At 60.3% G+C, this 19,609-nt stretch carries 16 protein-coding genes; 12 read left to right on the top strand and 4 right to left on the bottom strand.

All coding sequences use genetic code 11. From position 1 onward, the window contains the following. Nucleotides 1-220: 220 nt before the first annotated feature. Nucleotides 221-2,002 carry an ABC transporter transmembrane domain-containing protein gene (locus J3P96_RS09785; protein WP_434656728.1) on the top strand — a complete coding sequence of 594 codons (1,782 nt, stop codon included), beginning with the start codon at nt 221-223 and terminating at the stop codon, nt 2,000-2,002. A gap of 256 nt (nt 2,003-2,258) precedes the next feature. Here the strand turns inward: J3P96_RS09785 and J3P96_RS09790 are convergent, their stop codons facing one another. Beyond that, nucleotides 2,259-4,187, bottom strand: coding sequence for a transglycosylase SLT domain-containing protein (locus J3P96_RS09790; protein ID WP_305499984.1), 1,929 nt, complete (start codon nt 4,185-4,187; stop codon nt 2,259-2,261). Nucleotides 4,188-4,398: 211 nt separating this feature from the next. Here J3P96_RS09790 and J3P96_RS09795 point away from each other — a divergent pair, with 211 nt between their 5' ends. Continuing rightward, on the top strand, nt 4,399-6,318 hold the full coding sequence (locus tag J3P96_RS09795; protein WP_305499986.1) for an ATP-binding cassette domain-containing protein: 1,920 nt from the start codon (nt 4,399-4,401) through the stop codon (nt 6,316-6,318). A gap of 170 nt (nt 6,319-6,488) precedes the next feature. Here the strand turns inward: J3P96_RS09795 and J3P96_RS09800 are convergent, their stop codons facing one another. Then, entirely contained in the window at nt 6,489-6,929 is a 441-nt protein-coding gene (locus J3P96_RS09800) for a universal stress protein (protein WP_305499988.1), read from the bottom strand. Nucleotides 6,930-7,031: 102 nt separating this feature from the next. Here J3P96_RS09800 and J3P96_RS09805 point away from each other — a divergent pair, with 102 nt between their 5' ends. The 7 genes from J3P96_RS09805 (at nt 7,032) to J3P96_RS09835 (ending at nt 15,452) form a co-directional block, all read left to right on the top strand. Beyond that, nucleotides 7,032-7,469, top strand: a complete 438-nt coding sequence (locus tag J3P96_RS09805; protein ID WP_305499990.1) for a hypothetical protein — start codon at nt 7,032-7,034, stop codon at nt 7,467-7,469. 485 nt (nt 7,470-7,954) lie between these two features. Then, on the top strand, nt 7,955-10,102 hold the full coding sequence (gene fadB, locus J3P96_RS09810; RefSeq protein ID WP_434656732.1) for a fatty acid oxidation complex subunit alpha FadB: 2,148 nt from the start codon (nt 7,955-7,957) through the stop codon (nt 10,100-10,102). A gap of 30 nt (nt 10,103-10,132) precedes the next feature. Further along, complete coding sequence (gene fadA, locus J3P96_RS09815; RefSeq protein WP_305499994.1) at nt 10,133-11,308, top strand: acetyl-CoA C-acyltransferase FadA; 1,176 nt, start codon at nt 10,133-10,135, stop codon at nt 11,306-11,308. A 109-nt stretch (nt 11,309-11,417) separates the two neighbouring features. Further along, nucleotides 11,418-11,654, top strand: coding sequence for a DUF1653 domain-containing protein (locus tag J3P96_RS09820; protein WP_072389007.1), 237 nt, complete (start codon nt 11,418-11,420; stop codon nt 11,652-11,654). A gap of 115 nt (nt 11,655-11,769) precedes the next feature. After that, complete coding sequence (gene topA / locus J3P96_RS09825; protein WP_434656735.1) at nt 11,770-14,382, top strand: type I DNA topoisomerase; 2,613 nt, start codon at nt 11,770-11,772, stop codon at nt 14,380-14,382. Between the two features lie 206 nt (nt 14,383-14,588). After that, a complete protein-coding gene (locus J3P96_RS09830; protein WP_434656738.1) occupies nt 14,589-15,113 on the top strand; it encodes a DUF6586 family protein in 525 nt (174 codons plus the stop codon). A 105-nt stretch (nt 15,114-15,218) separates the two neighbouring features. After that, a complete protein-coding gene (locus J3P96_RS09835; RefSeq protein WP_003183419.1) occupies nt 15,219-15,452 on the top strand; it encodes a hypothetical protein in 234 nt (77 codons plus the stop codon). Nucleotides 15,453-15,523: 71 nt separating this feature from the next. Here J3P96_RS09835 and sulA read toward each other — a convergent pair whose 3' ends face one another. Further along, nucleotides 15,524-15,997: an SOS-induced cell division inhibitor SulA gene (gene sulA / locus J3P96_RS09840; RefSeq protein ID WP_003199648.1), complete on the bottom strand. Its 474-nt coding sequence runs from the start codon at nt 15,995-15,997 to the stop codon at nt 15,524-15,526. Nucleotides 15,998-16,007: 10 nt separating this feature from the next. Next, entirely contained in the window at nt 16,008-16,616 is a 609-nt protein-coding gene (gene lexA / locus J3P96_RS09845; protein ID WP_186609823.1) for a transcriptional repressor LexA, read from the bottom strand. A 241-nt stretch (nt 16,617-16,857) separates the two neighbouring features. Here lexA and J3P96_RS09850 point away from each other — a divergent pair, with 241 nt between their 5' ends. From J3P96_RS09850 to J3P96_RS09860, 3 genes are all read left to right on the top strand, one after another. Continuing rightward, nucleotides 16,858-17,565, top strand: coding sequence for a TetR family transcriptional regulator (locus tag J3P96_RS09850; RefSeq protein WP_434573029.1), 708 nt, complete (start codon nt 16,858-16,860; stop codon nt 17,563-17,565). Nucleotides 17,566-17,736: 171 nt separating this feature from the next. Beyond that, nucleotides 17,737-18,747: a beta-N-acetylhexosaminidase gene (nagZ, locus tag J3P96_RS09855; RefSeq protein ID WP_434656739.1), complete on the top strand. Its 1,011-nt coding sequence runs from the start codon at nt 17,737-17,739 to the stop codon at nt 18,745-18,747. Nucleotides 18,748-18,758: 11 nt separating this feature from the next. Further along, nucleotides 18,759-19,499 carry an S-methyl-5'-thioinosine phosphorylase gene (locus J3P96_RS09860; protein ID WP_434656740.1) on the top strand — a complete coding sequence of 247 codons (741 nt, stop codon included), beginning with the start codon at nt 18,759-18,761 and terminating at the stop codon, nt 19,497-19,499. The last annotated feature ends 110 nt before the right edge of the window (nt 19,500-19,609 follow it).

Raw genomic sequence — 19,609 nt, forward strand, 5'->3', positions numbered from 1 at the left:
TAGTAATGTCGCCAGGTGACCGAGCCATGACACTCCTTGAAGGTTCACGGCGACAGCTCCACTCAACCAGAAACGCCGACGCATTTCCAGCCAGACTTTAGACCGATAACATCTAGAGCCTGATCTTGGCGGTCATATCTAACCTGACTCATCCTGATTCAAATTGGTTCCGCTGCGTTTCGGTGCTCCTGACCGACTCCTTTTCCCGTTGCATTATCGGATGCCCTCGATGCTTTCTTCCCGACAACGCCGTGCCATACGCCTGGCCAGCGGCTTCATCGCTCCTTACCGCAAACAGGTCTTTGGCGCTTTGCTGGCCCTGATCGTCACCGCCGGCATTACCTTGTCCATGGGGCAGGGTATCCGGTTGTTGGTGGACCAGGGCTTCATGACGCGCTCGCCGCATCTGCTCAACCAATCGATCGGGTTGTTCATGGTCCTGGTGGCGGGGTTGGCGGTCGGTACGTTTGCCCGTTTCTACCTGGTGTCGTGGATTGGCGAGCGGGTGGTGGCCGATATCCGCCGACAGGTTTTCAACCACCTGGTGTATCTGCATCCCGGGTTCTACGAAAACAACCGCAGTTCGGAAATCCAGTCACGCCTGACCGCCGACACCACGCTGCTGCAATCGGTGATCGGTTCGTCGTTGTCACTGTTTCTGCGCAACGCGCTGATGGTGGTCGGAGGCATCGTGCTGCTGTTCGTCACCAATCCCAAGCTCACCAGCATCGTGGTGATTGCGCTGCCGCTGGTGCTGGCGCCGATCCTGGTCTTTGGCCGGCGAGTGCGCAGCCTGTCCCGCGAAAGCCAGGACCGCATCGCCGACGTCGGCAGTTACGTTTCCGAAACCCTCGGCCAGATCAAGACGGTGCAGGCCTATAACCACCAGGTCCAGGACGAGCACCGTTTCGCTGCTACCGTGGAGCAGGCCTTCGACACTGCCCGCAAGCGCATCGCTCAACGCGCCTGGTTGATTACCCTGGTGATCGTTCTGGTACTGGGTGCGGTGGGCGTAATGCTCTGGGTCGGTGGCATGGACGTGATCGCCGGGCGCATTTCCGGCGGTGAGCTGGCGGCATTCGTGTTCTACAGCCTGATTGTCGGGAGCGCTTTCGGTACGCTCAGCGAAGTGATCGGCGAGCTGCAACGGGCGGCTGGCGCCGCTGAGCGAATTGCCGAGTTGCTGCGTTCGCAGAACATCATCCAGCCGCCGGCGACGGGCCTTGTCACGTTGCCGCAGCGGGTCAGGGGCGACCTGCGCCTTGAAGGTGTACGGTTTTCCTACCCGTCGCGGCCGGAAAGCTATGCGGTCGATGGCCTGGACCTGAGCGTCAACGCTGGCGAAACCGTCGCGCTGGTCGGTCCGTCCGGGGCGGGCAAATCCACCGTGTACGACCTGCTGCTGCGGTTCTACGATCCAGTGCAGGGGCAGATATTCCTCGATGGTGTGCCGCTGACCTTGCTTGACCCGTTGGACCTGCGTCGTCACTTCGCCCTGGTCTCGCAGAGCCCGGCACTGTTTTTCGGCACGGTGGAAGAAAATATTCGCTACGGCAATCCGCAAGCCACCGATGAACAGGTGCGCGAAGCGGCGCGGATCGCTCACGCCCATGACTTCATCGAGAAAATGCCGGATGGCTACCAGACCCATCTGGGTGATGGCGGTCTGGGTTTGTCCGGTGGCCAGCGCCAACGCCTGGCCATCGCCCGGGCACTGCTAATCGACGCGCCGATCCTGCTGTTGGACGAAGCCACCAGCGCGCTCGATGCACAAAGCGAACACCTCATCCAGCAAGCCCTGCCCAGCCTGATGAAAAACCGCACCACCCTGGTCATCGCCCACCGCCTGGCCACGGTGAAAAATGCCGACCGGATCGCGGTAATGGACCAGGGCAGGGTAGTCGCCGTGGGCACTCATCAGGAGTTGGTGGCGAGTAATGCGCTGTATGCGCGGTTGGCGGCGTTGCAGTTCAACGTTAGCTTGGAGTCGGCAGCCGACTGAGCGCAGCGTCTACACGAATCCCTTGTGGGAGTGAGCTTGCTCGCGATAGCGGTGGGTCAGCTTGCATCCATGTTGAAGATGCCGACGGCATCGCGAGCAAGCTCGCTCCCACAAGGTCCAGCACCGACCAAGTAACCGACCAAGTAACCGACCAAGTAACCGACCAAGTAACCGACCAAGTAACCGACCAAAAAAAATGCCCGCATCTTTCGATGCGGGCATTTTTTTCTTCTCAGGAACAGCTTCTCGCTAATACTCACTGATCATCGAAATAGCGCTCGTGCCAGTCCACCAACGGTTGTGGCGAGTTGAGTTTCTGGCCGTAGATCACCGAGTAGGACAGCACGTTCTGTACGTATTGGCGGGTTTCGTCGAAAGGGATGCTTTCGACCCAGACGTCGAAGCTCAGGTGGTCAGCGCCACGCAGCCATTGACGCACGCGGCCAGGGCCGGCGTTGTACGCGGCGGAGGCGAGGACCCGGTTGCCGTTGAACTGGCTGTGCACCTGGCTCAGGTAAGCCGCGCCGAGCTGGATGTTCTTGTCCGGGTTGAACACTTGCTGGGGCGATGCCAGGGGAATGTTGAACTTGCGGGCGGTTTCCTTGGCGGTGCCTGGCATCAACTGCATCAGGCCGCTGGCACCGACGCTGGAGCGGGCATCGTCCATGAAGGCGCTTTCCTGGCGGGTGATGGCGAACGCCCAGCTTGGATGCAGGCCGCGGATTTTGGCTTCGCGTACCAGGGTGTCGCGGTGGGCCATCGGGAAGCGGATATCCAGGTCGTCCCAGTATTTGGCCTGGCTGATGGTGCGGATGGCCGGGAAGTACCATTTCAGGTCATAGGCCAGTTTTGCCTGGGCAACCATTTCGTCCCGGTTGAAATGGCGGCTGACGTGATACCACTCGCGGCGGCCATCGACGATCTGTCCGCGCGCATGAAATTCCAGCGCGCGGCGCACTCCAGGGGTGTTGCGCACCTTGTTGATCAGCGCCTGGCTCATCACCAGCGGTTTGTTGTTGAGCGAATAGGGTGACTGGGAGCGGTCGGCGGCCAGAAAGCCGTAGAAGTCACGCTCCCGGGCCAGTTGCTTGTAGAGCGTCACCGCTTGAGGATTCTGTGGCTGCGCCAGCTCCAGGCTGCGGGCCTGCCAGTAACGCCAGCGGTTGGTGGTGGCGAGCGACTCGGGCAGGCGGCGGGTCAACTGATAGGCATCTTCCCAGCGGGCCAGACGCAACAGCAGGCGCAAACGCCATTCCGAGACAGTGTCATCGCGCAGCTCCGGGTCGTATTTGGTCATCACGTCGAGGGCGCGGCTGTCGAAGCGTTTGGCCAGGGTCAGACCAATTTCCCGGGCGATTGCCACTTTCTCGTCTCGAGAGAAATGCATGGTGCTGGCATACCCGTCCAGCAACGCCATGGCTTTTTCCGGGTCCTGGCGGGCCAGGCGTCGCAAGCCGAGGCTCACGACATCGGACATCGGTTCATCGGCGGGCGCGAAGCGCGAAGGCTGGTTGAGCAGTTCGGGCTTCTGCGCCACATCGATCAACAGACTGCCGCGAGGCGCCAGGGTGGTCAGGCCGCTCACCAGGCTGTTGGCCAGCGGATAGTTACGCGCCTGGGCGGCCAGTTTGGCGCGCTCCCAGCGTTTCTGTTCAGTCAGTTGGCCTTGGGCCGCCCACATGCCGAACAGCGCATCGCAGGCCGCCGGCTGGGATTTGCCGGTAAGCCAGAGTTTCTCGGCGTTGGCGTAGCCTTCGGCCTTGAGGCCATGGCCCAGTTGATATTGAGCGTTGAGGCAATCGAGTTCGGTGAAGTTGAGCTTGGGGTCGTAATACTTGACGAAGGTCGCCCAGTCGCCACGCTCCGCCAGCCAGCGCAACCAGCGCAGCTTCATCCAGTTGGCCTGGGGCAGGTCGCCATGTTCGGCGAGGAATTTCTCAATCTCGGCATTGCTCGCGCTTTTCAGGCGAGCGGTCAACTCATCGTAGGCGAGGTAGGGCTCCAGCGGATAATCGCGCAGGGCCTGGCTGTAGCGCAAATAGGGGCCGGAATCACCTTTGGCCAGGGCGCGCTTGGCCTCATCGTAATACTGGCGCTGGGTGGAAATATCCACCGCCTGGGCGGTCTGAACGGCAGTGGCACACACAAACAAACAAGATAAGACACTGAAAAGGCGACTGCGCATGATACGTCCGGGCAGAAAAAACAAGACAAGCCCGGGGGAACCCGGGGTAACTGCCTGTAGCTTAGCCTTTTGCCAGCAACCGGCGAAAGCTTTGCAGGGCCGTTCGCGCAAGTTCGCAACAATTGTTGTGCAGAGTGCTTCGGAGGCGAAATTGGCGGACCTTTGAGGCCTCTTCTCAGGTAGAATGCGCGCCCGGTTTTTGGAGAAGCTCATGACCCTGCTCAAATTCAGCGATGTGTCCCTTGCTTTCGGCGCGATGCCGTTGTTGGACAAGGTGTCCTGGCAGATCGCCCGTGGAGAGCGGGTGTGCATCATCGGCCGCAACGGCACTGGCAAGTCCAGCATGATGAAGCTGGTCAAGGGCGACCAGAAGCCCGACGACGGCTCGGTCTGGCGCGCGCCAGGCCTGAAGATCGGCGAATTGCCCCAGGAACTGCCGGTAGCCGACGAGCGGACGGTATTCGACGTGGTCGCCGAAGGCCTGGACGGTGTCGGCGCGCTGTTGGCCGAATATCATCACCTGAGCCAGAACATCGTCACCGATGCCGACCTGGACAAGCTGATGCATGTCCAGCACGACCTCGAAGCCCGTGACGGCTGGCGCCTGCAGCAATTGGTCGACAGCACGCTGAGCCGCTTGCAACTGCCGGCCGACAAAACCTTGGCCGAGCTGTCCGGTGGCTGGCGTCGCCGCGTCCTGCTGGCCCAGGCCCTGGTGTCCGAACCCGACCTGCTGCTGCTCGACGAGCCGACCAACCACCTCGACATCGGCGCCATCGCCTGGCTTGAAGAGGCCCTCAAGGATTTCCAGGGCGCGGTGCTGTTCATCACTCACGACCGTTCCTTCCTGCAAAACCTGGCGACCCGCATCCTCGAACTGGATCGCGGCGGCCTGATCGACTGGAACGGCGACTACGCCAGTTTCCTGGTTCACAAGGAAGCAGTGCTGGCGGCGGAAGAAACCGCCAATGCGCTGTTCGACAAGCGCCTGGCCCAGGAAGAAGTCTGGATCCGCCAGGGCATCAAGGCCCGGCGTACCCGTAACGAAGGTCGCGTACGCGCCCTCAAGGCCTTGCGCGTTGAGCGTAGCGAGCGACGCGAGCGCACCGGCAAGGCGAATATCCAGCTGGAAACCGCCGACAAGTCGGGCAAGCAGGTCATGGTGCTGGAGAACGTCAGCTTCGCCCACCCGGGTGGCCCGTTCCTGGTCAAGGACTTCTCCATGGTTCTGCAGCGCGGCGATCGGATCGGCCTGCTGGGCGCCAACGGTACCGGCAAGACGACCTTGCTCAAGCTGATGCTTGGCGGTCTGGTGCCGACCAGCGGCAAGGTGGAAGAGGGGACAAAAATCGATGTCGCCTATTTCGACCAGTTGCGCCACCAGCTGGATCTGGAAAAAACCGTGATCGACAACGTGGCCGAAGGTCGCGACTTCATCGATATCGACGGCCAGAGCCGCCACGTGTTGAGTTACCTCGGCGATTTCCTGTTCAGCCCGCAGCGCGCCCGTACCCCGGTGAAAGCGTTGTCGGGTGGCGAGCGCGCTCGTCTGTTGCTGGCCAAGCTGTTCAGCAAGCCGGCGAACCTGCTGGTGCTCGACGAGCCGACCAACGACCTGGACGTGGAAACCCTCGAACTGCTGGAAGAGGTGTTGCTGACCTTCAACGGCACCGTGCTGATGGTCAGCCACGACCGGGCCTTCCTCGACAACGTGGTCACCAGCACCCTGGTTTTCGAAGGCGAAGGGCTGGTTCGCGAGTACGTTGGTGGTTACCAGGACTGGCTGCGCCAGGGGGGCTCGCCACGTCTCCTGGGCGTGACCGAGAGCAAATCCGGCAAGGCCGACCTGAATTCGGCGGTCGTCAAGGCTGAGCCGGCTCCGGTTGCCGCCACTGCCGCGCCTGCCCCTGCGAAAAAGAAGCTCAGCTACAAACTGCAGCGTGAGCTGGAAGCATTGCCTGGCGATATCGAGGCGAAGGAGCAGCAGATTGCAGCGGTGGAGGCCGAGATGGCTGACGCCGGTTTCTACCAGCGACCAGCGGCCGAAACCGCCAAGGTGATTGCCCACCTGGAGCAGTTGCAGGCCGAGCTGGATGCGCTGGTCGAGCGCTGGGCTGAACTGGACGCTTGATCGGTTGACGTAAAAAATCCCGGCACTCAGCGATGAGTACCGGGATTTTTTGTTCGAAACGCTTGCCCTTGTGGGAGCGAGCCTGCTCGCGAAAAGCGCAGTATCAGGCGACTTGAACGTCGGCTGTCATGGCGCTTTCGCGAGCAGGCTCGCTCCCACCGGTTTGCTCTTTACGAGCGCTTGACCAGATGCACCGCCAGCACGTCGCATGGAGCGCCATGCAATACGTCGTTGGCAGTGGAGCCCAGCAGCAGCGCGAGACCGTGGCGGCCATGGCTGCCGACAACGATCAGGTCGCAGCCCTGCTCCTTGGCCAGGTGATGAATCTCCTGGCGCGGCTGGCCGTAGGTCAGGTGGCTGTTTTCCTTTTTTAATGCCGGGTATTTCACGATCAGTCGATCAAGGCGTTCCTTGGCCTGGTCAAATTGTTGCTGTTGCAACTGGGAAAGGTCCATTGGGACGTCGCCGCCGAAGGCCATGGCCATCGGCTCGACGATATGCACCAGCGACAGTTTGTTGTCCCGGCCTTCGCAGAGAGCGAGGGCTCGCTTGACGACAGGATCGCATTCTTCAGTAAGGTCGACGGCGACCAGGACGTGTTCGTAGTACATGAAAAGCACTCCAGAGAATGGCGATACGGTAAGTATGGCTGGTTTCAAGCGCATTGACGGCGATGCGGGTCAACGGGCTCATCAAAATTCGGGAGTACAGATATGACGGTCTGGATAGTGGTGTCAATCCTGTTGGTGGTATTGAGCCCCTTGGCATGGTTGCGGCCATCGCGTGTTCAGAGCGGTCGCATGGCCCTGCGCATGGAGGCGCGACGCCTCGGCCTGGCCATGCAACTGGCTTCCCAGGAGTGGCCGCACTGGCTCAGTCAGCCGCCGCCCAACCCTTGCGCTCAGTACCACCGGCCCCGACGTGGCAAGCAGCCGGCCCTCTGGAGCTACTGGCAGAGCGCCCCTGGCGTGTGGGTCAATCAGTGGCGCGAGCCCTGTCTGGACGAGTCGCTGCTGGCGCATTTCCACAAGCTGCCCGCCAACGTGTACAAAATCGAAGCCGACAAGCAGATGATTACCTTGTACTGGGGCGAAAAGGGCGAGGCGAGTGTTTTGCAGGATATATCCGCAGTGCTCAACGCATTGGCTTGAGGCGTAAAAAAGCCCGACAGATTCATCGGGCGGGTTGGCCAGGCAGGCCGGTAAACCATCTCCTCGGGGCGTTCATTCGAACGTCCTTCCTTCATTCGGGCTCAAACGTCTTGTCACTAGCTTAGCCGGTTGAATACGGCGCGCTCGGAATTAGGGCGACTTTTCTAATTATTGATTCTATGAATGGCTGCCCATGCGACGTCGTGTTGCGGATCCGCAGGGTACGGAAATGACCGTAAAGTCGCGTTCAAGCGCTTGTTTAGGGCGATTGACAATTGACGGAAATTCCGTGAAGGTGACGTACCCAAATCAAACGGGCGTATGAATTGAGCGTTTGTATTTTCAGAACGTTCCTACAGAACCCGACGATCGCGTTGGCGGGTGTGCCTGGCGGATTGGCGTAGCATCGACGGTAATGTCCATGCCGAACCAGCGGTCAGCGTTCAACGTGTACTGTTCAGCTTCCATATCGTGGAGATCAGTTGATGATTTACGAAGGTAAAGCCATCACGGTTAAGGCTCTTGAAAGTGGCATTGTCGAACTGAAGTTCGATCTCAAGGGTGAGTCCGTCAACAAGTTCAACCGTCTAACCCTGAACGAACTGCGTCAGGCCGTGGACACTATCAAGGCAGATGCTTCGATCAAGGGTGTGATCGTCAGCAGCGGCAAGGACGTGTTCATCGTCGGCGCCGACATCACCGAATTCGTCGACAACTTCAAGCTGCCCGATGCCGAACTGATCGCAGGCAACCTCGAAGCGAACCGTATCTTCAGCGATTTCGAAGACCTTGGTGTGCCAACGGTTGCGGCCATCAATGGCATCGCCCTGGGTGGCGGCCTGGAAATGTGCCTGGCGGCCGATTACCGTGTGATGTCCACCTCCGCCAAGATCGGCCTGCCGGAAGTCAAGCTGGGCATCTACCCGGGCTTCGGCGGTACCGTGCGCCTGCCGCGCCTGATCGGTGCCGACAATGCCGTCGAGTGGATTGCCGCTGGCAAGGAAAACCGTGCCGAAGACGCGCTGAAAGTCGGCGCCGTGGATGCCGTGGTCGAACCTGGCAAGCTCCAGGAAGCGGCCCTTGAGACGATCAAGCGCGCCATCAGCGGCGAGTTCGACTACAAGGCCAAGCGCCAGCCGAAGCTGGAAAAGCTCAAGCTCAACGCCATTGAACAGATGATGGCCTTCGAAACCGCCAAGGGTTTCGTCGCCGGTCAGGCTGGCCCGAACTACCCGGCGCCGGTCGAAGCCATCAAGACCATCCAGAAAGCCGCGAATTTCGGTCGCGACAAGGCCCTGGAAGTCGAGGCCGCCGGTTTCGTCAAGCTGGCCAAGACCTCGGCTGCGCAAAGCCTGATCGGCCTGTTCCTCAACGATCAGGAGCTGAAGAAAAAGGCCAAGGCCTACGACGAAATCGCTCGCGACGTGAAGCAGGCGGCTGTGTTGGGTGCTGGCATCATGGGCGGTGGTATCGCCTACCAGTCGGCGTCCAAGGGCACGCCGATCCTGATGAAAGACATCAACGAACATGGCATCGAACAAGGCCTGGCCGAAGCTGCCAAGCTGCTGGTCGGCCGTGTGGACAAAGGTCGCATGACCGCCGCGAAGATGGCCGAAGTGCTCAACGGCATTCGCCCGACGCTGTCCTACGGCGATTTCGGCCATGTCGACCTGGTGGTCGAAGCCGTTGTCGAGAACCCGAAGGTCAAGCAGGCGGTACTGGCTGAAGTCGAAGACAAGGTAAAGGAAGATACGATCCTTGCCTCCAACACCTCGACCATTTCCATCTCGCTGCTGGCCAAGGCCCTCAAGCGTCCGGAAAACTTCGTCGGCATGCACTTCTTCAACCCGGTGCACATGATGCCGCTGGTGGAAGTCATCCGTGGCGAGAAGTCCAGTGAGCAGGCGATCGCCACCACGGTGGCCTACGCGAAAAAAATGGGCAAGAACCCGATCGTGGTCAACGACTGCCCGGGCTTTCTGGTCAACCGCGTGCTGTTCCCGTATTTCGGCGGTTTCGCCAAGCTGGTCAGCGCCGGCGTGGACTTCGTGCGCATCGACAAGATCATGGAAAAATTCGGCTGGCCGATGGGCCCGGCGTACCTGATGGACGTGGTTGGCATCGACACCGGCCACCACGGTCGCGATGTCATGGCCGAAGGCTTCCCGGATCGTATGAAGGACGATCGCCGTTCGGCTGTCGACGTGCTTTATGAAGCCAAGCGCCTTGGCCAGAAGAACGGCAAGGGCTTCTACGCCTACGAGACCGACAAGCGCGGCAAGCAGAAGAAAGTCGCCGATTCGTCGGTGCTCGAAGTGCTCAAGCCGATCGTCTACGAGCAGCGCGAAGTCACCGATGAGGACATCATCAATTGGATGATGATCCCGCTGTGCCTGGAAACCGTGCGTTGCCTGGAAGACGGCATTGTCGAAACCGCCGCCGAAGCCGACATGGGTCTGGTCTACGGTATCGGTTTCCCTCCATTCCGTGGCGGTGCGCTGCGCTACATCGATTCGATCGGTGTCGCCGAGTTCGTTGCCCTGGCTGACCAGTACGCTGATCTGGGCGCGCTGTACCACCCGACCGCGAAGCTGCGTGAAATGGCCAAGAACGGCCAGCGTTTCTTCGGTTAAGCGCCCAACGACTAGAGCGAGAGAACATTTATGAGCTTGAATCCTAGAGACGTCGTGATTGTCGACTTCGGTCGTACGCCGATGGGCCGCTCCAAGGGCGGCATGCACCGCAACACCCGTGCCGAGGACATGTCGGCGCACCTGATCAGCAAGCTGCTGGAGCGCAACGCGAAGGTCGACCCCAACGAGGTCGAGGACGTGATCTGGGGCTGTGTGAACCAGACCCTGGAGCAGGGCTGGAACATCGCCCGCATGGCTTCGCTGATGACCCAGATCCCTCACACCGCGGCCGGCCAGACCGTCAGCCGCCTGTGCGGTTCGTCCATGAGCGCGCTGCACACCGCCGCCCAGGCGATCATGACCGGCAACGGTGATGTATTCGTCGTCGGTGGTGTCGAGCACATGGGCCACGTGAGCATGATGCACGGCGTCGATCCGAATCCGCACATGTCGCTGTACGCGGCAAAAGCTTCGGGCATGATGGGCCTGACCGCGGAAATGCTCGGCAAGATGCACGGCATCACCCGCGAACAGCAGGACGCCTTTGGCGTGCGCTCCCACCAACTCGCCCACAAGGCGACGGTGGAAGGCAAGTTCAAGGATGAAATCATCCCGATGCAGGGTTACGACGAGAACGGCTTCCTGAAGCTGTTCGATTATGACGAGACCATTCGTCCGGAAACCACCCTGGAAAGCCTGGCGACGTTGAAGCCGGCCTTCAATCCAAAGGGCGGCACCGTGACAGCCGGTACCTCATCGCAGATCACTGATGGTGCCTCGTGCATGATCGTGATGTCGGCCCAGCGTGCCCAGGACCTGGGCATCCAGCCGATGGCGGTGATTCGTTCGATGGCCGTCGCCGGTGTGGATCCCGCAATCATGGGCTATGGTCCAGTACCGGCCACGCAGAAAGCCTTGAAACGCGCGGGCCTGAGTATCTCCGACATCGACTTCTTCGAGCTCAACGAAGCTTTCGCCGCACAGGCCCTGCCAGTGCTGAAAGATCTGAAAATACTCGACAAGATGAACGAGAAGGTTAACCTGCACGGCGGCGCCATCGCCTTGGGTCATCCGTTTGGCTGCTCCGGTGCGCGTATCTCCGGCACGCTGCTCAACGTCATGAAGCAGAACGGCGGCACTTTTGGAGTGTCCACCATGTGCATTGGCCTCGGCCAAGGCATCGCCACCGTCTTCGAGCGCATCTAAGCGTCACGTCGATGGAAGCCGGGGCCAAGTGCCCCGGTTTTTGTTTTTCTGGGTTTTCAACAAGAAAAATTTTGTTTTTATTTTGGAAAGATTCAGCGAGGGCCAAAGCATGCCGATACAACCTGGGCTCTACCAACATTACAAAGGCCCGCAGTACCGCGTATTCAGTATTGCGCGGCATTCCGAGACCGAGGAAGAAGTGGTCTTCTATCAAGCCCTGTATGGCGATTACGGCTTCTGGGTGCGTCCGTTGAGCATGTTCCAGGAGTCCGTCGAGGTTGACGGCGAACAGGTGCCACGCTTTGCTTTGGTGCAGGCCGAGGAGAGCATTTTTTCCAGGCCTTGAGGCCAACATGAGAGCGAGCCTGCCCTTGACCTCACCTTGCAGCCACTATATATAGCGGTGCCGCGTCAGGCGCCAACCGCCTTTCACTTTTTAGAATTCAGGAATTTTCTGATCCATGGGCAAATCGCTGGTCATTGTGGAATCCCCGGCTAAGGCCAAGACCATCAACAAGTATCTGGGTAACCAATACGTGGTGAAGTCGAGTATCGGCCATATCCGAGACCTGCCCACCAGCGGTTCGGCTAGCGCCAGCAAAGAGCCTGCTGCCAAGCGCGGCAAGGCTGCCGCCGGCGAAGCGCCAGCGTTGTCGCCGAAGGAAAAGGCGCGCAAGCAGTTGGTCTCGCGCATGGGGGTTGATCCGGAACACGGCTGGAAAGCCAAGTACGAGATCCTCCCGGGCAAGGAAAAGGTCATCGAAGAGCTGCGCCGGCTCGCCAAGGATGCCGACACCATCTATCTCGCGACGGACTTGGACCGCGAAGGGGAAGCCATTGCCTGGCACCTGCGCGAAGCCATCGGTGGTGATGACAGCCGCTACAAGCGTGTGGTGTTCAACGAAATCACCAAGAAGGCCATCCAGGAAGCCTTCTCCCAGCCGGGCGAGCTGGATATCGATCGGGTCAACGCCCAACAGGCGCGACGTTTCCTTGACCGCGTGGTGGGCTACATGGTCTCGCCATTGCTGTGGGCCAAGATCGCTCGCGGCCTATCCGCCGGACGTGTGCAATCGGTCGCGGTGAAGCTGGTAGTGGAGCGCGAGCGGGAAATCCGCGCGTTCATCCCTGAAGAATATTGGGAAGTCCACGCTGATCTGGGTACCGCCAAGGGCGCCACCGTGCGCTTCGAAGTGGCCCGCGAGAAAGGCGAGGCCTTCAAGCCGCTCAATGAAGCGCAGGCCATGGCCGCGCTGGAGAAGCTCAAGGCTTCTAGCTACAGCATCGTCAAGCGTGAAGACAAGCCCACCAGCAGCAAGCCTTCGGCGCCGTTCATCACGTCCACGCTGCAGCAGGCCGCGAGTAACCGCCTGGGCTTCGGCGTGAAAAAAACCATGATGATGGCCCAGCGTCTGTACGAAGCGGGCTACATCACCTACATGCGTACCGACTCGACCAACCTCTCGGTCGATGCCGTGGCGATGGCGCGCACTTATATAGAAAGTGAGTTCGGCAAGAAATACCTGCCGGAAACGCCAAACGCCTACAGCAGCAAGGAAGGCGCCCAGGAAGCTCACGAAGCGATTCGCCCATCCGACGCCAACACCACGCCAAGCAAGCTGTCTGGCATGGAGCGCGATGCCGAGCGTCTCTACGAGCTGATCTGGCGCCAGTTCCTGGCTTGCCAGATGCTGCCGGCCCAATACCTGTCGACCACCGTCAGCGTCGGTGCTGGCGACTTCGAGCTGCGTGCCAAGGGCCGTATTCTGAAATTCGACGGCTACACCCGTGTCATGCCGCAGATCACCAAGCCGGGGGATGACGACGTCCTGCCTGACATGGCCCAGGGCGACGTGATGAAACTGCTCAAGCTGGATCCGACCCAGCACTTCACCAAGCCGCCGGCGCGGTATTCGGAAGCCAGTCTGGTCAAGGAAATGGAAAAGCGTGGCATCGGTCGCCCTTCGACTTATGCGGCTATCATTTCGACGATCCAGGATCGCGGCTACGTGGCGCTGCACAACCGTCGTTTCTATTCGGAGAAGATGGGCGACATCGTGACCGAGCGCCTGTCCGAGAGCTTCTCGAGCCTGATGGACTACGGCTTCACCGCCGGCATGGAAGAGAACCTCGATGACGTGGCCCAGGGTGAGCGGGACTGGAAAAACGTGCTCGACGAGTTCTACGGTGACTTCAAGAAAAAACTCGAAGTAGCCGAAAGCCCTGACAGCGGCATGCGTGCCAACCAGCCGGTGATGACGGATATTCCGTGCCTGACCTGCGGCCGACCGATGCAGATCCGCACGGCTTCGACCGGTGTTTTCCTCGGATGCTCGGGCTACAGCCTGCCGCCAAAGGAACGCTGCAAGGCAACGGTCAATCTGGTGCCAGGTGATGAAATCGCCGCGGACGACGAAGGTGAATCGGAATCCCTGGTGCTGCGCGGCAAGCATCGTTGCCCAATCTGCAGCACGGCGATGGACGCCTATCTGCTGGATGAAAAGCGTAAGCTGCACATCTGCGGTAACAACCCCGATTGCGCCGGTTACGAGATCGAAGAGGGCAGCTACCGCATCAAGGGCTATGAAGGCCCGAGTCTGGAATGCGACAAGTGCGGCAGCGAGATGCAGCTGAAGACCGGGCGTTTCGGCAAGTTCTTCGGTTGTACGAACCCGACCTGCAAGAACACCCGCAAGCTACTCAAGAGCGGCGATGCGGCACCGCCAAAAATGGACCCGGTGAAGATGCCCGAGCTCAAGTGCGAGAAGGTCAATGACACCTACATCTTGCGCGACGGTGCTTCTGGCCTGTTCCTGGCGGCGAGCCAGTTCCCGAAAAACCGTGAAACCCGTGCGCCGTTGGTGATGGAGATTGTCCCGCACAAGGACGAAATCGATCCGAAGTATCACTTCCTTTGCGACGCACCGCAGAAAGACCCGGACGGCCGCCCGGCGGTGATTCGCTACAGCCGCAAGACCAAAGAGCAATACGTGCAGACCGAGGTTGACGGCAAGCCTACCGGTTGGAAGGCGTTTTACGACGGCGGTAAGTGGACCGTCGAAGACAAGCGCTGATCGGGATGGCGTAAGGGCCTTGATGGCGAAGAAGCTTGCTCTCATTCGCCGACGTGGTCGTCCTCCTGCACTTCAGGCAAAAAAGGCCGCATGACAACCTATAGGTTTTCATGCGGCCTTGCTGTTTTTGGCTTGCAGTGGCCTCGGTTGATCCACGACACTATCGCACCTGCGTGACGCTTTTATTTCGTTGGGGAGATGCCGCCATGGCCCACGAACTCTATACCCGCACCAATCAGAAAATCTATTTCGCCGGCCTTTCGCTTGAAGCGCTTGCGCGGGCGGAGGATGGGCGTGCAATGAATTCCCCGGCACTGGTCCAGGCGGGGCGCGAATCAGCGTTGTTTCATCTGTACGGTGCGTTGTTGGGCCTGTGCCACGAAATCGCCGGTTTTTATCGCTTGCCCCAGGCGAATGCGTCACGGGCCGAGCTGGTGTTGACTCGTGAGGTGCTGGAAACCATCGCAATTCCGGAGCTGGCCGAAATGGTCGAGCTGGCGCAGAACCCGGAAACTTGGCTGGCCAGATTGCTGGCGGCCCACCAGGCGCTGTTCCAGCCACCACGGGTTCCGCGCAAGCCCAAGGGCGACGTGACCCAGCCGCTGATCGTGGCGGTCAATCTTGACGAAGAAGAGCCAGAGCAAGAGCTGAATCGGGAAGAGTTGGAGAGCTGGCGGCAGAATCTCAAGAACCTGGCCATTCGCTTTCGCGAAGGGTTGAACGAGTGCTGAGTTCAGTTCGTCCCGTAACGTTCGCTAACGACGCTTGGTCAAGATCACGAGCGAAGCCTGGCCGATGACTATATAATCCCCGCCTTTCGTGGAGAACAGAGTTTTATGCCTACGTCCTTTCTAGAAATTGTCGAGCTTCCTGATGGTCGCATCGAGCTGCGCCGGGCCGAAGACGAGGGGTCTTTGGTTACCCTGAACTTCTCTGAGGACGCCAAGGTATTCCTGCAAGGTCAACACGTTGAGGTCGCCAAGGCGATGCTGAGCGTGGGTGTCCAGATGGCCGGCCGCCTGGTTGAAGGCGAATTCAACAAGGAAGAGGGGCCACGGGTTCTTCATTGATCCCGTTCGGCAACTTCGGAGATCTGGTAGCTGTTCTGGCTTCTCTGCCCTGGAGAAGCCCTGCGTTTGTCTTAGCCCAATCGAATATTCAGGCTTTGTGCGTCCCCGGTGCGTGCGGCGCTGATCAACTGTTGGCGAGCTGTCGCGGTCAGGGGGTTGAGCCAGCTGACCACCGTATGACTGCGACCCAGGCGCAACGCTTCGCACGTCAATTGTTGGGCGCTCTGTGTGCCGCGCGGTTGCAATAACAGGATCCGCTCGCGATTGAGACCGGCATCCCGCAACCAGGCCTGGGTAACGCTGGCGGGTGGCGCGATTAGCGTCAGCCACCGAGCGTCCTGGTCCTGGCTCAACTCCCGCAGAATAGGTGCCAGCAGGTTCAGGCAATTCCCGGCCGCACCACGCAACGACAATTCACTGAAGGCCTCGGGTTCGACGCCCCAAGGCGATTCGATGACCTCTTTCAGGACTGGAACCAGCGGTTGGGCCATGAATGCCTCGAACAGCGGAAGTTGCGTGTGCTGTGGTGTGTGGGGGAATTGCATAAAGCCTCCTTTAGCGGCGAATGACGCCGACACTCAAGCCTTCGATGACCAGGTCCTGATCTTTCAGGTCCACTTCGATGGGGGCGAACTCGGGATTTTCGGCTATCAGCCAGACCTTGCTGCCATCGCGCTTGAACCGCTTGACGGTGACTTCGTCGCCGATGCGCGCCACCACGATCTGCCCGTTGCGAGCCTCGCGGGTGGTGTGGACAGCCAGCAGATCGCCGTCGAAAATGCCGATATCCTTCATGCTCATACCGTGCACGCGAAGAAGGTAATCAGCCCGCGGGTGGAAGAACGAAGGGTTGATGTTGCAGGATTCCTCAACGTGCTGCTGGGCGAGGATTGGGGCGCCAGCGGCGACACGGCCGATGATTGGCAACGTGGTTTCGTCAGCCTTGGCTTCGAAGCCCGGGATGCGAATGCCTCGCGAGGCACCGGGCGTCATCTCAATCGCGCCCTTGCGGGCCAATGCCTTGAGGTGTTCTTCCGCCGCGTTGGGCGACTTGAAGCCCAGTTCCTGGGCGATTTCCGCACGGGTCGGCGGGTAGCCATTGTCTTCGAGGCAACGTTTGATGAAGGCCAGAATCTCTGCTTGGCGTGGCGTCAGCTTTAGCATATTGATCGCTCTGTCTTTTTATACAGTGACTGGGATTATATACAGTGCGAGCCGCTTGGCAATGCCCCTTTTTTCGTGCGCCGCTCGACGGTCGTTTCGGCCGCTATGAAGGGCAGGGCTACAGCCCGGATGAAGGTGTGGTTAAATAGCTGACCGAGCGTTCGCAAAACGTCCCGGCAGGCTTGACAAGCCCAGGGCTGAAACGTATGTTTCAAACAAGTGTTTGTCAGGCGGAGTAGCCATGGCCCAGTCGGAAACCGTTGAACGCATTCTCGATGCTGCCGAGCAGTTGTTCGCGGAAAAAGGTTTTGCCGAAACCTCTTTGCGTCTGATCACCAGCAAGGCCGGGGTAAACCTGGCTGCGGTGAACTATCACTTCGGTTCCAAGAAAGCGTTGATCCAGGCGGTTTTCTCGCGTTTCCTCGGGCCGTTCTGTATCAGTCTCGACCGTGAACTGGAGCGTCGTCAGGCCAAGCCTGACGTCAAGCCCACCCTGGAAGAGCTGCTCGAGATCCTGGTCGAGCAGGCCCTCGTGGTCCAGCCACGCAGCGGCAATGATCTTTCCATCTTCATGCGCCTTTTGGGCCTGGCCTTCAGTCAAAGCCAGGGTCACCTGCGGCGTTATCTGGAAGACATGTACGGCAAGGTGTTCCGTCGCTACATGCTGCTGGTCAATGAAGCCGCGCCACGCATACCACCGATCGAATTGTTCTGGCGCGTGCACTTCATGCTTGGCGCCGCTGCGTTCAGCATGTCTGGGATCAAGGCGCTACGGGCCATCGCCGAAACCGATTTCGGCGTGAATACATCCATCGAACAGGTTATGCGTCTGATGGTGCCATTCCTGGCCGCCGGCATGCGTGCCGAAAGCGGCGTCACCGATGAGGCAATGGCCGCAGCGCAACTGCGTCCTCGCAGCAAAACCGCCCCGGCGCTCGCCAAGGCGTAAGGTCACGGGTGGGCGCGGCTGCTTACATCCGCTAAGCTAGCCGCCCATGCCGATTCTCCCTTTGAGTTCGTATCAAATTTCATCGCCGATGCGCGACCTGCCAGGCCTGGAGCCTGGCGGCGTCATCGTGCATGCGTCGCCGTGCGCATCCATCGTTATTAAGGAATTGCTATGACTGCTGGCCTGCAAGGCTCGTTGATGGTGGACGTCGCCGGTACCTGGCTGACGGCCGAGGATCGCCATCTGTTGCGTCAGCCCGAAGTGGGCGGCTTGATCATCTTCGCTCGTAACATCGAGCATCCGCGCCAGGTGCGCGAGCTGAGTGCGGCGATCCGCGCCATTCGTCCCGACCTGTTGCTGGCGGTCGATCAGGAGGGCGGGCGTGTCCAGCGCCTGCGCCAAGGGTTCGTGCGTCTGCCGGCGATGCGGGCCATTGCCGATAACCCGAATGCCGAATACCTGGCCGAACAATGCGGCTGGATCATGGCCGCCGAGGTGCTGGCGGTCGGCCTCGATCTGAGTTTCGCCCCGGTGCTGGATCTCGACTATCAGCGCAGCGCCGTCGTCGGCAGTCGTTCATTCGAGGGCGATCCCGAACGCGCCGCGTTGCTGGCCGGTGCCTTTATCCGGGGCATGAACGCCGCGGGAATGGCCGCCACAGGCAAGCATTTCCCGGGCCACGGCTGGGCCGAGGCGGATTCCCATGTGGCCATTCCCAATGATGAGCGCAGCCTGGAACAGATCCGCGCCAACGATCTGCTGCCGTTTGCCAGGCTGAGCAAGCAGCTTGCCGCCGTGATGCCGGCCCATGTGATCTATCCGCAGGTCGATGCCAGCCCGGCCGGGTTTTCCCGACGTTGGCTGCAGGACATCCTGCGGGGCGAGTTGCAGTTCGACGGGGTGATCTTCAGTGATGACCTGTCAATGGCCGGTGCCCATGTGGTGGGTGATGCCGCGAGTCGTATCGAGGCCGCATTGACCGCCGGTTGCGACATGGGGTTGGTGTGCAACGACCGCGCTGCTGCAGAGTTGGCATTGAGCGCCGCCCAACGCTTGAAGATCAAGCCGTCGGCGCGGATCGCCCGCATGCGTGGCCAAGCCTTCGCCAGTACCGAGTATCGCCAGGATCCACGCTGGCTGACAGCGATCGGCGCATTAAAAGCTGCCCAACTGATCGATTAAGGACGTTTGTTATGACCGTTTACGCAATTATCGGCGGCACTGGCCTGACCCAGCTGGAAGGCCTGACCATTCGCCAATCCCTGGCGGTGGAAACGCCCTATGGCGCGCCATCGGCCGACGTGCAGATTGGCGAGTATGCCGGGCGTGAGGTGCTGTTCCTGGCCCGTCATGGCCATCCTCATCGTTTTCCGCCGCACCAGGTCAACTATCGCGCCAATCTCTGGGCCCTGAAGCAGGCGGGTGCCGAGGCGATCCTGGCGGTCAACGCCGTGGGCGGGATCCACGCGGCGATGGGCACCGGACATTTTTGCGTGCCCCATCAGTTGATTGATTACACCAGTGGCCGCCAGCACACGTATTTTGCCGATGAGCTGGAAGCGGTTACCCATATCGATTTCAGCTATCCCTACGCGGAGACGCTGCGCCAGAAGTTGATTGCCGCCCTGGCCGCCGAGGGCTGCGGCTACAGCAGCCACGGCGTCTATGCCTGCACGCAGGGGCCGCGCCTGGAAACGGTGGCTGAAATCGCCCGCCTGGAACGCGATGGCTGCGACATCGTCGGCATGACGGGCATGCCGGAAGCGGCGTTGGCTCGTGAGCTGGATTTGGACTATGCGTGCCTCGCCCTGGTGGTCAATCCGGCGGCAGGCAAATCCACGGCGGTGATCACCATGGCCGAGATCGAGCAGGCGCTGCATGACGGGATGGGGAAGGTGAAGTCGACCCTGGCGCGGGTGTTGGCGGCAGGCTGATCCGGTCATCTTGACACAGGGTGGGAGCGAGCCTGCTCGCGAAGCGGTTATCCGTTGTTACGAGGGCGGCTGTGAAGTAGCTATCGCGAGCGGGCTCGCTCCCACAGGCA

The sequence above is a fragment of the Pseudomonas sp. R3-56 genome (assembly GCF_051132075.1).
Lineage (GTDB): Bacteria > Pseudomonadota > Gammaproteobacteria > Pseudomonadales > Pseudomonadaceae > Aquipseudomonas.